The following is a 15,653-nucleotide window of genomic DNA, read 5'->3' as shown; positions in this document are numbered from 1 at the left end:
TTAAATACCCGAAGCCTATCACAAAATGGAGGATTACCACCACCATTATAAAATAGAACCAAAAGTTTGATATTGCCATTGTTCGAAAAAAATTAAGCTGTCCGTAAAGATACGGAGCATTTTTCATTTTGGTCAATTTTAAAATAAAAAAGACTTTCTTTTCGAAGCTATTATTTAATTAAATTGAATTTAAAACCAACAAACGCAATGCTAATTATCGTGAAGAGTATAATTAAGTAATAAAACGATTCATTGTGAATTTTTTCGTCAATATATTCATCGTAATCCAACCCAACATCAAATAACTTACCATTATCGTTGCTCATGTTATATACTAACGGTGTTTTATAGCGATGATAAAATTTAGATAAAAAGTTGGGACTCTTTGCATCTTCAAGGGCTGTCTTTTTATAGATAATGGAAACGGTGTCGCCATGTTTCAAGTTTAAGTTTCTCATTCTAGATTCACTAAATGAGTTACTATTGCGTACAAATTGCGGCGAACGAAAGTATATAGGCTTGTTTTTTACGGAAAAGGTTCTTTCTGCAAAAACAACTTTTCTAAGATAACGAGGCCAAGGCATTTGATAAATCAGCTTTGTATATGCCGAATCGATTACTACCTCCTCTGTAATAAAATCTTTCTCAGTTAATTGAGCTGCTTCATTCTTTTGGTAATTGGCTTTTAAAAATACACTACCAATAAAAACAGCCATTGTAAAAATAAAGGCTATCAATCCGAAAAGAATCCGTTTCCATAATTTGGGTTTTGACTTTTTCATTTTGGATCGATAACCTTTTTAATATTATTCTGGTCGTTGAACCTCTACCTCTTCTTCTGAATCTCCACTTGCCCCAATAAAGAAAAGTACGGCACCTAGCACTACAAGTCCTATTCTAATGATCCAAGCTGTAGTTTCTCCCCAAGCACCGATCCAACCAAGGATTCTAAGCTCATAATTAAAGAAATATAAAATAATTGATGCAATTCCGAAGATTGCAATGTATCCTCCTATTTTTGACATAATTTTTGGTTTTAGCTAAACTATTAAACGTTTCAAATGTATAAAACTTATGTTTCCAAAAAATTAGGCAACCTATATTCGCGGCTTATCGAGGAATATTTAGACTATTTGAAGAAATATTTATAATTAAAAAGACCGCCTAGCAGACGGTCTTTCACTTTTTCTCGCTCAAAGCGATTTTCCGCCTCTAGCATTTTGTAGAACTATAACGCAAATAATGGTTAAATATTTTTTACAACTTTTATTTATATTATTAAAACATGATTATTAGTAAAATGCTTAAGTAACAAATAGCACATACAACTTTACTAAGTGCTTCATTTTTAATAATCTAATTTTAAATGTATGAAAATAATTAAATTTTAACTGAACCTATTTAGATTGATTCAAAATAACCCATATATTTGCACGAAATTTCACCAAAACGGGTTTGAGTAAAAAACATATCTTTACTTTATTATCACTTTTTTTCACCTTTCTTGTATCTTCTCAAGAGGAAAACCCTACTACAAAAGATTCTGTAAAAATTGAAAATTTAGAAGAAATTATAGTTACGGCAACTAGAACGTTTAGACAATTATCTTCACTCCCATTACCTGCCCAGATTATTTCTCAGAAAGACATTCAACGCTCTAATTCTGTTCGTTTAAATAATATATTAAATGAACAAACCGGATTAATAACGATACCCGATTTTGGTGGTAGTAAAGGTATTCAAATGCAAGGTTTAGATGGAGCATATACCTTAATTCTTGTAGATGGCGTACCCTTGGTAGGTCGTTTAGCGGGTACTTTAGACATTAGTAGAATAACTGTAGGTAATATTAAACAAATTGAGGTAGTACGCGGTGCTTCTTCTAGCCTCTATGGCAGCGAAGCTCTTGGTGGTGTTATTAACATTATTACAGAAACTCCTAAAAATGGTTTTCATGGAAACCTAAATTATAGAATAAGTTCATTTAACACACACGATTTAGGTACAACATTAAGCTACAAAAAAGATAAATTAGGTATTAGTACGTTTTTTAATAGATATAGTAGTGATGGTTATAGTTTAACTGATCGTAACGAGCTAAGTACTGTTGATCCTTTTCGAAATTATACTATTAACCCCAAACTAACCTATAAATTTTCGAACAGAACTGATTTGATTGTTGCTGGTAAATATTACAATCAAAAGCAAGATTATGTTGCCTCGTCATTATTAAAAGGTGAAACAAAAATAGAAGATTGGAATACACATATTAAATTAAACAATAAATACAGTGATACATGGAGTAGTTATTTTGAATTCTATGCTACCCAATATAACGCCAATGAATATTTAGATGATGCCAATTCTACATCAGCAACTGATGCTTTTTATAAGCAATTGCTAGTACGTCCAGAAATTAGAGCAACCTATAACCCGAATGATAAATCATCATTTATCGCTGGTACTGGCTTTAATAATGAAACTTTAGATAGGACTGATTTTTCTGAAAAGCCCGTTTATAATTCACCATATGCCTATTTACAATATGATGGTAATCCCACAGAAAATATAAATATTATTTTAGGTGCACGCTTTGATGGCCACAGCGAATACAAATCACAGTTTAGTCCAAAAGTAGCATTACGCTATGGAGTAAATGATAAACTAGCTTTAAAAGGATCTATAGGTTACGGATTTAAAGCTCCTGACTTTAGACAACTCTATTTTAACTTTACAAATGCCACTATTGGTTATACACTTTTAGGATATAATGCAGCCCCAGATGCCATAAAAGCTTTAGATGAGCAAGGTCAATTAGCTATAATTTCTATTTCATTAGATCAATTTGATAGTGAATTAAAACCTGAAAACTCTGTGAGTATAGATTTAGGCTTTGACTATAAAATATCTACAACACTTAAGTTAGACCTGAACTTATTTAGGAATAATATTGATGATTTAATAGATAATAAAATAGTTGCAACCAAAACGAATGGACAAAGTGTATTCAGTTATTTTAATATAAACAAAGTTTACACACAAGGTTCAGAATTTAATATCACTTGGAGGCCTGATAATCAATTAAAAATTACTGGAGGTTATCAATTGCTATATGCAAAAGATAAGGACGCAGAAAAAGCATTTAAAAATGGAGAAGTATTTGCGAGAGTAGATGCCAGCTCCCCTTCATTTCAACTCAAAAAGGACGATTACTTTGGTTTGTTCAATCGTTCTCGTCATATGGCAAATTTAAAAGTCTTTTATAATATTCCTGAATGGAATATGGATACCAACATTAGAGGAACTTACCGAAGTAAATATGGTTTAAATGATAAAAACGGTAATAGTTACTTAGACAGTTATGACGATTTTGTAGACGGCTATGCAATTGTAAATGTTGCCGTAAACAAAACCATTTATAAAAACTATAGATTAGGACTTGGTATTGACAATATTTTCGATTTTACGGACCCCCAAAATATTGGTAATATACCAGGTAGAATTCTTTACGCAAAACTTAATATTCAATTATAATTTATAACACTAAATAAACATGAACTTTTCAAAGAAAAATCACGAACACATTACAAAAAATAGTAATTCTATGAGTAAAACAATAAAACTTTTAATAGTAGTAGCATTATTTGTAGGATTTGCATCATGTAGCGATGATGATGATGATCCAACTCCGTTAGTAGAAGTAAAATCTGAAAGTATAGTTAATTTACATGCACCAGTGGAAGGTGGAAGCCAGCAGGGAGCTCCTACTTTTTCAGGTGAATTTACAAAATTCGATTTTGCAACGGGAACAACCACAACAAGTGATACAGAATGGGATATCGCCTTTAGAGGACTTTCAATTATTGTAAATGGCGGTACGTCCGCGGGTGCAGTAGATGAGCCAGAAAGAACCAAAGAAGCCTCAGGATATATTACTTCTGGTACTTTGGCTAGTGTTACTGAAGTAAATACATCATTACTAAAAGAAGACTCAAATGAAGGTTATGTTTTGGGCGATTGGTATACTTATGCAGGAGACCCTACACATTTAATCAATCCTACACCAGGAAAAATATTGGTAGTTAAAACTAGAACTGGAAACTATGCAAAAATGGAAATTTTGAGCTATTATAAAGATGCTCCAGCAGAACCAGATGCATTTACTGATGAAAGTCCTTATTTTACTTTCAATTATGTTTATCAACCAAATGACGGTGTAACAACCTTCTAAAAAAAAAGAAGCAAAACCACTTTATTATTGGATTTGAAATCTATTTAAAATAGTCAATAAAAAAGCCAGATACATTTAATTGTATCTGGCTTTTTTATGGATTGTAAACTAGCTATTACGCTTCGCAACTACTACACTCTTTCTTTTGTTTAAACTTCTGAGCTGCATTCATACTGTGTTGATAGTACAATGACTTTAAGCCCATTTGCCATGCTGTAACGTGTATTTTGTTGATTTCCTTAACAGGAGTATCTGGGTGTATAATTAGGTTTACCGATTGCCCCTGGTCAATATGATTCTGACGATTGGCTGCTTGATAAACAACATCCATTTGATCTATTTCAGGATATGTTTTAAACACCTCTTTTTCATTTTCACTTAAAAACTCTAAATGTTGCACTGAACCATCCCGTTCACGGATACTATGCCAAACACTAGTCGTATTTTGACCTTTCTCCTCCAATAACTTAACTAAAAATGGATTTTTAATAGTAGTTTTTACTTTCGCAATATCTTTTACATATATATTCGACCAAATTGGCTCAATACCTTGAGAAACTTGTCCTAATATAAAAGCGGATGATGTTGTTGGTGCAACAGCATTCAATGTCGCATTTCTTCTTCCGTATCCTTTTAAAACCGCTGGCTCTCCAAATTTATCAGCTAATTCAGCAGATGCTTTGTAAGATTTTACTTTAATATTTTTAAAGATCTCGTTGTTTAACATGTACGCTTTTTCACTATTAAATGCTAGATCCTTGGACTGCAATAATGAATGCCAACCTAAAACGCCTAGACCTAAAGCACGATTGTCTTTTGCAAAATTATAAGCACGCTCCATAAATAAGAACGTTTGACGGTCTTCACGACTATCAGAATCGCGATATCTTTCTAACTTCTCAAGAAATTCTGAAATTACCGCATCTAAAAAGTAAACCATAGTTTCAACAGCATCTGTATCTTTCCACTTATCATAATGAAGCACATTTACTGATGATAAAACACATACAAACGACCAATCATCATTTGATGGTAACATGATCTCTGTACATAAATTACTAGCGTAAACTGTATGTTGTTTATCTTTATAAACATCGGCCGCAAAATTATTAGCGTGATCTTTAAAGAAAATATAAGGATACCCCATTTCACCTCTACGTTGTAAAACTTTGGCCCAAATGGTACGCTTATCAGCATCACCATCAATCATTTCTTGCATCCACTTGTCTGTAACCGTTACACCGTGTGTTAACTCTTGAATTGGATTACCTTCAGTACCAATTTCCAAAAATTCCATAATATCTGGATGCTCTACAGGTAAGTAAGGCGAAAAACGACCACGACGTATAGAACCTTGGCTAACGACATCTACCATAGATTCAAAAAGTTGCATAATATGCACTGCTCCAGACGCTTGTCCGTTATCTGTCACTTCAGCACCACGACCTCTTATCTTTCCAAAATACCCTGAAGTTCCACCTCCAAGTTTAGACATCATACCCACTTCTGATTGGGTATAAAGTATATTACCCATATCATCGCCAATATGCGAACCAAAACAGCTAATTGGCAAACCTCTTTCTTTACCGAAGTTTGACCATACTGGTGATGCTAATGAGAAAAACCCTTCTGACATATAGCCAAAGAATTTATCTGAAAAACCAGGCATATCTAAAATTTGTTCTGCTCTATCAGCAATTTCTCTAATTCGTTGCTCTGCATTTACGCCTTCTGATAAATAGCCCGAATTTAAAAAATTACGACTATGTTCATTTAACCATTCAAAACCGGTTTCTTTGGATGGAGCTAAATTTTTAAGCGTTTCTTTTCTTGCTTTTAAAAGTTGTTCGTTTAATAAAGTTGTCTTTGTTGATTCTTGTGTTTTGTTTAAGTCGTTCATTAAAATAAGTCGTCGCTGGTTATACTTTTTGTTCTTTTACTATAGTTGATTGATCGTTTTACGAAAAAATCGCCATGTTTGGTGCCAATAATTTCATCATCAAACCACTCGGTTTCGTTTAATAATATTTCGTCTACTTCAAATACTTTCTCAATGCCAATACTTTCTAAAGAATTGTTAAAACGTTTTTTGATAAATTCATTTACCAAGGCTTTTGGTAGAAAATCTAGTTCGCCTGCTTCAAAAATCCAATCTACAATACTGCTTTCAGAAACAAATGCTTCTCGACACATGTCTTGAATCATTTTGGCGTGATCATCATCAAACCAATCAGGATTTTCATCTTTAATTATTTTGATAATATCAATACCAAAATCACCATGAATTTGTTCTTCTTTAGATGTTGCTTCTACAACATTTGAAATACCTTTTAACATGTTTTTATGCTTGTTAAAAGCCATTATGATTAAAAACTGAGAAAACAATGATACATGTTCGATGAATAATGAGAAAAGCAAAATAGATTCTGCATATTCTTTATTATCTTCACTTTTGGCATTCTTTAAAGCAGTTTCCAAATATTGAACCCGTTTCATAATTACAGGTTTTTTCTTTAGGTTCTTAAATTCATCGTTCAAACCTAAAATTTCAAGTAAATGTGAATACGCATCATGATGACGCACTTCACTTTCTGCAAATGTTGCACCTACTGAACCTATTTCTGGCTTAGGCATTTTATGATAAATATCTCCCCAAAAACTTTTAACGGCTACTTCAATTTGAGAAATTGCCAACATTGTGTTTTTTATCGCACTTTGCTCTACTTCAGTTAAGCGAGTTTTAAAATCTTGAACATCACTTGTATAATTATATTCAGTATGAATCCAATATGAATGACGAATTGCCGAAACATATTCATAAAGTGCTGGATACTCGTAAGGTTTTAGGTTAATTCTCTTTTCAAAAATATTCGATTTACGTTTTTGAGCTTGCTCATTTCTATAAAGAATATACCCTTTAGCAACATCAAAAAAGCCACTTTCCATTAACTTGTTCTCAACAAAATCTTGTACTTGCTCAATGGTAGGCAAATAGTCTTGATGTTTTGCTTTTCTCTCTAAAAGAGATTGATAAACACTTTCAGTAATTTTTTCAGCATCATCAATATCTCCATGCTCAGCGGCTCTCATTGCTTTAAAAACCGCTTGAGTTATTTTATATAACTGAAACGATTCTTTAGTATAATCCCGTTTTACTAAATGCGTAATTTCCATGGCAAATTTATTTTAAAATACTCGTGAAGTTGAGGACTGTAAAATTGCTGTTTTATCGCTTTCATTTCACATACCTAAGATTATCTTTTTCCAATTTTTATTAACATTGTGTTAGTATCACTTCAACAATATTGATTTACAAACGTTTAACTGTCAATACTTAATTTGCGTAATTAAGTTCACAAAAATCTATTATTTACATTGACTTTTGTACTTGTTTGAAACTAACAACGTTGGCAAAAATTTCATTTATCCACAACCGTCTTAGCAGTCAAAATTTTATTAACAAATGTTTTAAATTAATCGTAAATTTGTTTTTCAAATGAAAAAACTCTTCAGTTATATTTACCCAGTTACCAAAAAAATAACCTCTAAATTTAGTGGCGATTTGGAAATTACTTGGTACAACGGCATTAAGCACCTAAATTCTACAAATGCCAACTATTCATACGGCTCTCTGCAGAAAATATTAAAAATTGGCTTGCAAAAAATTGATATTAGTACTTGTAAAGAAATCCTTATTTTAGGAATGGGAGGTGGTAGCGTAATAAAAACCTTACAAAACGATTTCAATTATCAACATAAAATTATAGCCGTAGAAATTGACCCTGTAATTATAAAAATTGCCGACGAAGAGTTTGATGTTAAAGAAGGTGAAAATCTTTCTATTATTTGTGATGACGCCGAACTTTTTATGCAACTAAATACCAAAAATTTCGATTTAATAATCATTGATTTATACATTGACACTAAAGTGCCCAGTCCATTTTTAGAATCTCCATTTTGGAGAAACTTAATGAACGCTTCTTCTACTATTTTATGCAATGCTTCTTTGGAATTGAAAGATGGAAATAAAATTGCCAAAATTGTACAATTATTACAAGGCAAAAACTATGATGTTGCCCTTGAAGAAAAAGTTAATGGCTCAAATACATTGCTTATTGCCAATAAAAATATAAAATAAAACAGACCGCTCAGTATAAAACTACTAATAAACTACTGAATTTCAACCTTCTAAAACCCAACTTAACACCTGAAACATACTAAAGATTTAAATTACCCAATCCTGGATAAGAACTAGGATAAAGCACTCCATCTTTTAAATTAAACAGACCTTTACAAGGATCGTTGATCATATCGAGGTGCCCGTCTAAGTCAGCATAATGAATATTAGGTCTAGAAAGAGCAAAATGCAAGCCTGCTGAAATACCTAAACCACACTCATCAATACACCCCACCATAGCTTCTAGTTTTGCCGATTTAGCCACAGAATTTATGTGCAACCCTTCTAAAATACCACCTACTTTCTGCAATTTAATATTCACCATATCTATATGCTCATTTTGAGCGAGACGAAAGACATCTTTTAACGTTTTTAAACTTTCATCAGCCATTACTGGCAAGTGCACATTTTGGGTCACTTTACCTAATTTTTCTTCATTTTCTACTAATGTTGGTTGTTCAAATACTTCTATTCCAATTTTTTTAGTTCCTTCTACAAATTCGATAGATTCAAAAAAAGAATAACCTTGATTTCCATCAAATCGTAATTTAATATTTGGATAAGCTTCATGAATTTGCATCATTTTTTCAATATCTTCTGACACATTTAGTCCACCTTTAACTTTTATAATACCAAACCCTTGTTTTACAAATTCTTTGGCTTGTTTCAATGTTTCTTGTATTGGAAGAATTCCAATAGTGATACTTGTCGCAATACTATTACGATAACCTCCCAAATATTCATACAACGGCACGTCGGCTTTTTTGGCGATTAAATCATGCAATGCCAAATCTACCATTGCCAAGGATGATGACTTTTCTTTTAACAATACTTTTAAATCCGCTAGTATTTTAGCATAATGAAATGGGTTTTTACCTTTTAAAAAAGGAATGATGATATCATTAAGAGCTGTTTCTACCGCTTCAGGAGTTTCATTCGTAACTACCGGGTCTGGTGCTGCACAACCGTACCCCACCAAAAGGGAATCGGTTTCTATTTTTAGAATAAAGTTAACAGATTTACTTATGGTTTCATACGCAATGGTATAAGGTTCTGATAATTTAATATCAAAACGTTGGTAAGATATTTTATTAATTTTCATTTTATTTAAAAGCTAAGCGGACTGCTTGATTAATAACGATGTACTAAAATTAGAAGCAGACCTAAATATTTAAAACACCTAATAGGACCAAGTGTTAATTTGATAATGTTATACGTTACTTTCATCCTTATACGCTCAACGATTATTTGATAAAATTATAAAGAGGAAAATAACGTATACAACTTCAGTGGTTATTATAATTTAAATTTTAACAGGCCAATTAACTCGTCAGCTCCATAAGCTAATACATCAAAAGTTGGTAATCCTGTTTCTTTTTCTACTGCTTCGCAAGCAGGTAAAATTTCATCTGCTGTCATTTCTTCATGATTTATAGTAATTGCAATTACTTTTTTACCTGAAATAACCTCAATAGCATTTATTTGCTCCTTTATTGAATGCAATTTATATCCAGGAAATCCATCATACTCAACACGTTTAGGAGCATGTTGCAAAATAACATAATCTGGTCTTCCAGCAGCCAAAATTTCAAATCCACCTGGATAGGCAGGATTCATTAAACTTCCTTGACCCTCAATGACAATAACATCAGGCTTTTCATTGTTGTAGGCACTGACTACTGCGTGTTCAATTTCTCCAGAGACAAAATCATTGATACAACTATCCATAATCATAGAATACTTCGCTCCTTGCATCCAAGCAGTTTGACCAGTTCCTATCATTTCCGATTTTAGTCCCGCTTTTCGAAAAGCATGAACGATAATCCAAGCTGTGGTGCGTTTACCAATGGCAGAATCTGTACCTAAAATGGCTAATTTTAAACAATTAACTTTTTCTATATCTCCTGTAAAAAAATGTAGTTGATCTCTATCTGGAGTTTTACGTACATCTCTAATAGTGCAATTATTTTCAGCAGCTAACTTTGTTAGCACTTTATCATTTGTTAGAAAATCATGTAATCCACTATCAACATTCCACCCCATTTCTAAGGCTTTTTTAATAGTATCTTTAGCCTGAATTGGCAAACGACCTCCATCAGGAGCCAACCCAATAACCAAAGATCTAGGTGTATTATTCGTTTCTGTCAGCTTCTTTACAGCACTTTCAATACTTTTAAAAATTGGTATATTATTTGCCTTTCCATCCAATACTTGCCCAGCATCTTGCCCAGCATAATTACCATCAATAACACCAACAACGTCGTATCGTTCGGTAAAACGAACTAATCCGTGAGCCGTTTTTCCGTTAGGCGTATTAAAAGCATCGTCACAATAAACTAATGCTTTTCCATCAATTGAATTTTTCATCTTTAACTAATTTTATTTAAAATTTTGCAGTGATAACTGCCACAAATCTATCAGGTTTAAAGTTTAATTTTTCATCTAATTCTAACAAGGCAATAAGACCTGCTGTAGCCGCTGGCAATATTTTTATCCCTTCTTTTTTCAATAAGAACGAACACATTTCTTTCATTTTTTTATCACTAATATTGAATGCCTCACCTTCCGATTGTTGTAAGGCATATAACGCCTCTTCACCATCAAAACTGTGCCAATTAATTAAGGGTTCATTGTATTTTGTTTCTTTTATAGCTTCAGGGTTTAAATCTTTACAATAGTCTAAGCCTTGTTTAAAAGATTGTACAATAGGATTTTTACCAGAAGAAGATCCGGCAATCATTTTAGGAATTCTAGAGGTTTTCCCTCTTTTGTAAAGACTTACAAATCCGCGATAGATACCGGCAAACAAAGTGCCGTTAGAAACCGGGGCAGCACAATACATAGGTGCATCACCTAATTCTTCAACAATTTCAAAAGCGATTTGTGAATAGGCTGAAATTTGCAAAGGTGTATTTACGCCTCCTGGGTTGGCATCATACCATCCATTTTTTTCAGCAATTTCTGTGCTACTCATAACAACATCTTCATAACTTCCGGGCAAACGTATAATTTCTGCATTGAGTGACTCCATTTCAACAATCCGATCAGTATGATAGGTTTCTGGTATATAAATTTTACATTTAATGCCAGCAAGATTTGAAGCTAATGCCATTGCTACACCATAATTACCACAAGTAGCTAAAGAAATTACATCAAACTCTCTACGCAATGCATCATAAACTTGAGCAAAAGCTATGCGATCTTTTTGAGTACCCGTTGGATTGTCTCCTTCATATTTAATATACAATTGACGAATATCAAACTCACGTTCCAGCGTTTTTGCTCTATTTAAACCTGTATCTCCAGATTCCAAATTAATAATATCTTCGAAACTTTCTAATCGATCTATCAATGAATTGCTTTTATCTTTAACAAATTCACATAGCTTATAAGCTTCAGAGGACACTTTATTTTCCGAGGTTTTTACACCATCTTTTAAATCCATTATGGTATCTAATTAACTAAGCTAAATTACTGAAAAATAGAACATCTACTTAAAATATTATTAAGTATTATAAGATTACTTTTTAGTGTATTTAATCAAGGTTTATCTGAATGTAAACGGATAAATTGTATATTGCATTATATACAATTATGAACATGAATTTTAAAAGTATTCTTTTTTTTGCTTTTTGCTGCCAAATTTCCTTTGCACAATTATCTGATTTAACATTAAATGTGATGAATCAATTAAATATTAATGTAGAAGATTGTGATGGTTCCTTCGCCGAAATGCAATTACCTTACAATACAGATGAAACGGTTATTGTAATACCCAAAATAGGAAAACTAGAAGAAGATTTTACAGCGTTAGATAGTTATGTCGTTTTAGTCAACAACAAAACGAAAGAAATTAAAAGTTTATTTTTTGAAAGCCACGAAACAAGTGGTTGGCAATCTGACGCGATTTTTATTTATGACATTAGTATTGATACAACTTCCTATTTAATTGATAAAAACACAAACGCATTTGGTGTTGTTTTACATGAAAGAAGCATGTCGCAACCGAATCCCTACTATGCAAAATCAATTTCATTATTTATCAGTCAGGGCAAAGAATTAAAAAATATTTTAAAAAACTACCCTATCTATGAATCGATAGGCGAAACCGACATGAAGTGTTATGGAAAATTTGAAATTGAAAGCAGACAATTTTCAATATCTAAAAACGCAACTAATGGCTTCTTAGATATCGTTGTTGATATTACCAACAAAACTGTTGTGTATGAGGAAAGCAAAGGTGAATGTGAAGACAAGGTAACTTCTGTGCAAACTGAAAAAGTTATATTGACTTATGAAAATGAGAAATATAAACAACAATAATCTATGGAAAAATTATGCCCCGAATGTGGATCAAAAATTATTGGCCGTCAAGATAAAAAGTTTTGTTCTGATTATTGTCGTAATGCTTTTAATAATAAAGTAAACAGAGATAGTAAAAACCTAATTAGAAACACCAATAATCGCTTAAGAAAAAATTACAAAACACTTTCAGATCTTAATACAACAGGTAAAACAAAAGTAACCCGAGCAAAATTATTGAATCACAATTTTGATTTTACCTTTTTCACATCAATCTACACTACAAAAACTGGAAACACCTATTTTTATATATATGACCAAGGTTATTTACCATTAGAAAACAATTATTATTTACTCATAAAAAAAGAATGAACCCCATGAAAAAAACATTACTAACTTCCCTTTCATTACTAGTTTTTACCTTAAGTTTTAGTCAAGAAATTGATAGAAAATCAACCCATCAACAACATAGTGAAGAATTTGGATATACTAAAATATTAAAATCTTCTTACAATCCAAATGGAACAGATATAATCCCGCTTCAAACAAAAAAATCTACAAACCTATCTAAAATAATATTTGGATTTCTACCCTATTGGGAATATTCTAGTGGAGCCCATGACAACCTTCAATATGATTTACTTACACATATCGCGGCATTTGATTTTAAAGCTTCCGCTTCAGGTACAATTACAAACCCTTCAGGCTGGCCATGGACAAATGTTATTAATGCAGCACATACTGAAGGTGTAAAAGTTATTATGGCTGTTACTAATTTTAACAGTTCTCAAATTCATACATTACTTACGAACTCGACTTCTAAAACAGCATTATTTACTGCTATAAAAAACACAATAACAACGTACCAATTAGATGGTGTTAATATTGATTTTGAAGGCTTAGACTCTGCGGATAGGGGTTCTCTTATAAATACCTTTATGGCCGATTTAACAAGTTATATTCATTCAAATTTACCCGGAAAAGAAGTTTCTTTTGACGCACCCGCTGTCAATTGGAGCGGTTGGGAACTTAATGATTTGGCCGAAGCTGTAGATCAGCTCATAGTTATGGCTTATGACTATAATGGTGGAGTTCATATACTGCTGCGGTAGCTCCTTTAACACATCCCAGTGGAGGTATTAGCGTAACTAAATCGCTTACTAATGACTACGGTGAAGCCATAGCTAATTACCCTGAAAAAATAGTACTTGCAGTTCCTTATTACGGCAAGCACTATAAAACTTCTTCGAGTTCTGCAGGCTCTTCAATAACATCATATGAAGGTTCCACTTTCTACCAAGATACTGCCATAGAATCTGATAATCATGGTGGCGATGTTTGGAACGCAAGCTCACAAACACCATATTATGCGTGGCAGTCATCCGGTGACTGGCATCAAGTTTGGGCTGACAATGAGCAAAGTTTAGATTTAAAATATAGCTTAGCTTTAAGTAAAAACTTAGGGGGCATAGGTATATGGGCGTTGAATTATGATGGTAATAGAAGTGAATTGTGGGACTTGATTGACACAAAATTTAGTAGCATACTTGCCGTAGATGATTCATTCATAAAACAGAGCTTAAAAGTATATCCCAACCCTGCTAAAGACAACCTTACAGTTTCAAATAATGGTATAGATATTACAAGTATCGAAATTTACAACCTATTAGGACAAAAATTAAATAGTTACAACCCTAACAGAGAGATTCTAGATATTTCAGGACTTAAAAGTGCGGTTTATTATCTGAAAATTAAGGATGAAAATGGTAATAAAGCAACTTATAAAATAATTAAATCTTAAACTGAACTGTATGATATACAATACATTTTACATCAATAATGATGTTGGTGTGATTTATCTTTGCTAAAGAACAATAAGATGTTTATAACTCTAAATACCAGCAACTTAGAATCTATTTAATAATTATTTTCCTTTTTTAGGGGGAATTTCTCCTAGTAAATTGTTTCATATTCGAAGCAACGTTATAAACAACGCTTCAGTCGAAAACGGGAAAATTGCTATGAAAAAGACAATAATTTAACCGATAGACTCATGTCTCCTTTCTCCCCAGAATTAAGACAAAAATTAGTTTAAGTTGATAGTTTAGTTAGAAAAAATAAACCCCACGTAGCGTGGGGTTTTTTTGTTTAAAAAACCTCCGTTTACCTGTAAAGAAAACTTCCCAATTCAGAATTAATAATTATATGTAGTAACAAAATAGAAATGAATTTAATATGCAAAAGAAAAATTAAATACGAATCTGTTTTGTAATCGACAGCAAATAAAAATGGTGGTAAAATCACTTTTCAAAATAACAACTAAAATTAATTATATTTTTATATACTGTTTATCAGTTTGTTATAATTTTTAAAACATTTTATTTACTTTTTTAGGGGGAATTTCTTAAAGCTAATTGTTTCATATTCGAAGCAACGTTACAAACAACGCTTCTGTCGAAAACGGGAAAATTGCTATGAAAAAGACAATAATTTAACCGATAGACTCATGTCTCCTTTCTCCCCAGAATTAAGACAAAAATTAGTTTAAGTTGATAGTTTAGTTAGAAGAAATAAACCCCACGTAGCGTGGGGTTTTTTTGTTTAAAAAACGATAATATAAATCATTCTTCAAAAAATTAATTAAATACGATTGTTACCATAACTACACTTAATCTTACCTAAACATTAACCTTCCATCAAAATTAAAACCACTAACACCTCTGTAATTTCAAAATAAAAACAATCACTAACACCTTTATACCAAATAGTTAAAAATAATATTTAAAAATATCGCTTTCTCAAGGGGGAATTTTATGCTGTAGATTGTTTTATAATCGAAGCAGCGAAACAAACAATGCTTTAGTCGTAATAAGTGGAAATTTTATGATAACAAAAAAAATTACCATTAAAACTTTATCTCCTTTCTCCCCAGATTAAGGAAAT

The 15,653-nt window shown here is 32.1% G+C and carries 13 protein-coding genes and 1 pseudogene; 7 read left to right on the top strand and 7 right to left on the bottom strand.

Features of this window, described 5'->3' with window-relative positions:
* Positions 1 to 170: 170 nt before the first annotated feature.
* Together D3P13_RS16140 and D3P13_RS16135 are read right to left on the bottom strand one after the other, a co-directional pair.
* Positions 171 to 782: a hypothetical protein gene (locus tag D3P13_RS16140; protein ID WP_157972946.1), complete on the bottom strand. Its 612-nt coding sequence runs from the start codon at positions 780 to 782 to the stop codon at positions 171 to 173.
* 24 nt (positions 783 to 806) lie between these two features.
* Positions 807 to 1,025: a hypothetical protein gene (locus D3P13_RS16135; protein ID WP_117883906.1), complete on the bottom strand. Its 219-nt coding sequence runs from the start codon at positions 1,023 to 1,025 to the stop codon at positions 807 to 809.
* 430 nt (positions 1,026 to 1,455) lie between these two features.
* Between D3P13_RS16135 and D3P13_RS16130 the strand changes: the two genes are divergently transcribed.
* Positions 1,456 to 3,534: a TonB-dependent receptor plug domain-containing protein gene (locus tag D3P13_RS16130; protein ID WP_117883905.1), complete on the top strand. Its 2,079-nt coding sequence runs from the start codon at positions 1,456 to 1,458 to the stop codon at positions 3,532 to 3,534.
* Between the two features lie 70 nt (positions 3,535 to 3,604).
* Positions 3,605 to 4,231, top strand: coding sequence for an HmuY family protein (locus D3P13_RS16125; RefSeq protein ID WP_117883986.1), 627 nt, complete (start codon positions 3,605 to 3,607; stop codon positions 4,229 to 4,231).
* A 115-nt stretch (positions 4,232 to 4,346) separates the two neighbouring features.
* On the opposite strand, the gene D3P13_RS16120 is transcribed toward D3P13_RS16125, so the two are convergent.
* Positions 4,347 to 6,131 (bottom strand): ribonucleoside-diphosphate reductase subunit alpha, encoded by a 1,785-nt coding sequence (locus D3P13_RS16120; protein WP_117883904.1) that lies wholly within the window; start codon positions 6,129 to 6,131, stop codon positions 4,347 to 4,349.
* The gene (locus D3P13_RS16115) at positions 6,131 to 7,405 is read right to left on the bottom strand and encodes a ribonucleotide-diphosphate reductase subunit beta (protein WP_117883903.1); all 1,275 of its coding nucleotides are present in this window, start codon (positions 7,403 to 7,405) and stop codon (positions 6,131 to 6,133) included. The genes D3P13_RS16120 and D3P13_RS16115 overlap by 1 nt, the downstream gene beginning before the upstream one ends.
* A 322-nt stretch (positions 7,406 to 7,727) precedes the next feature.
* Between D3P13_RS16115 and D3P13_RS16110 the strand changes: the two genes are divergently transcribed.
* Positions 7,728 to 8,369 (top strand): spermidine synthase, encoded by a 642-nt coding sequence (locus D3P13_RS16110; protein ID WP_117883902.1) that lies wholly within the window; start codon positions 7,728 to 7,730, stop codon positions 8,367 to 8,369.
* A gap of 79 nt (positions 8,370 to 8,448) precedes the next feature.
* Here D3P13_RS16110 and D3P13_RS16105 read toward each other — a convergent pair whose 3' ends face one another.
* The 3 genes from D3P13_RS16105 to D3P13_RS16095 all read right to left on the bottom strand — a co-directional run bounded on the left by D3P13_RS16105 (position 8,449) and on the right by D3P13_RS16095 (position 11,853).
* Positions 8,449 to 9,510, bottom strand: a complete 1,062-nt coding sequence (locus D3P13_RS16105) for a mandelate racemase/muconate lactonizing enzyme family protein (protein ID WP_117883901.1) — start codon at positions 9,508 to 9,510, stop codon at positions 8,449 to 8,451.
* 194 nt (positions 9,511 to 9,704) lie between these two features.
* Positions 9,705 to 10,775, bottom strand: coding sequence for a DUF1611 domain-containing protein (locus tag D3P13_RS16100; RefSeq protein WP_117883900.1), 1,071 nt, complete (start codon positions 10,773 to 10,775; stop codon positions 9,705 to 9,707).
* Positions 10,776 to 10,791: 16 nt separating this feature from the next.
* Positions 10,792 to 11,853 carry a pyridoxal-phosphate dependent enzyme gene (locus D3P13_RS16095; protein WP_117883899.1) on the bottom strand — a complete coding sequence of 354 codons (1,062 nt, stop codon included), beginning with the start codon at positions 11,851 to 11,853 and terminating at the stop codon, positions 10,792 to 10,794.
* A 236-nt stretch (positions 11,854 to 12,089) separates the two neighbouring features.
* Here D3P13_RS16095 and D3P13_RS16090 point away from each other — a divergent pair, with 236 nt between their 5' ends.
* The 4 genes and pseudogenes from D3P13_RS16090 (at position 12,090) to D3P13_RS21965 (ending at position 14,511) form a co-directional block, all read left to right on the top strand.
* A complete protein-coding gene (locus D3P13_RS16090; RefSeq protein WP_157972945.1) occupies positions 12,090 to 12,731 on the top strand; it encodes a PA3715 family protein in 642 nt (213 codons plus the stop codon).
* A gap of 3 nt (positions 12,732 to 12,734) precedes the next feature.
* On the top strand, positions 12,735 to 13,082 hold the full coding sequence (locus tag D3P13_RS16085; RefSeq protein WP_117883897.1) for a hypothetical protein: 348 nt from the start codon (positions 12,735 to 12,737) through the stop codon (positions 13,080 to 13,082).
* Positions 13,079 to 14,145: pseudogene (locus tag D3P13_RS16080) on the top strand (glycosyl hydrolase family 18 protein); the annotation flags it as partial. The gene D3P13_RS16085 and the pseudogene D3P13_RS16080, both read left to right, overlap by 4 nt.
* Positions 14,146 to 14,229: 84 nt before the next feature.
* Positions 14,230 to 14,511, top strand: coding sequence for a T9SS type A sorting domain-containing protein (locus D3P13_RS21965; RefSeq protein ID WP_157972943.1), 282 nt, complete (start codon positions 14,230 to 14,232; stop codon positions 14,509 to 14,511).
* Positions 14,512 to 15,653: the final 1,142 nt, after the last annotated feature.

The organism is Aureibaculum luteum, from assembly GCF_003449015.1.
Lineage (GTDB): Bacteria > Bacteroidota > Bacteroidia > Flavobacteriales > Flavobacteriaceae > Aureibaculum > Aureibaculum luteum.
This window is presented reverse-complemented; position numbering and strand designations above follow the sequence as displayed.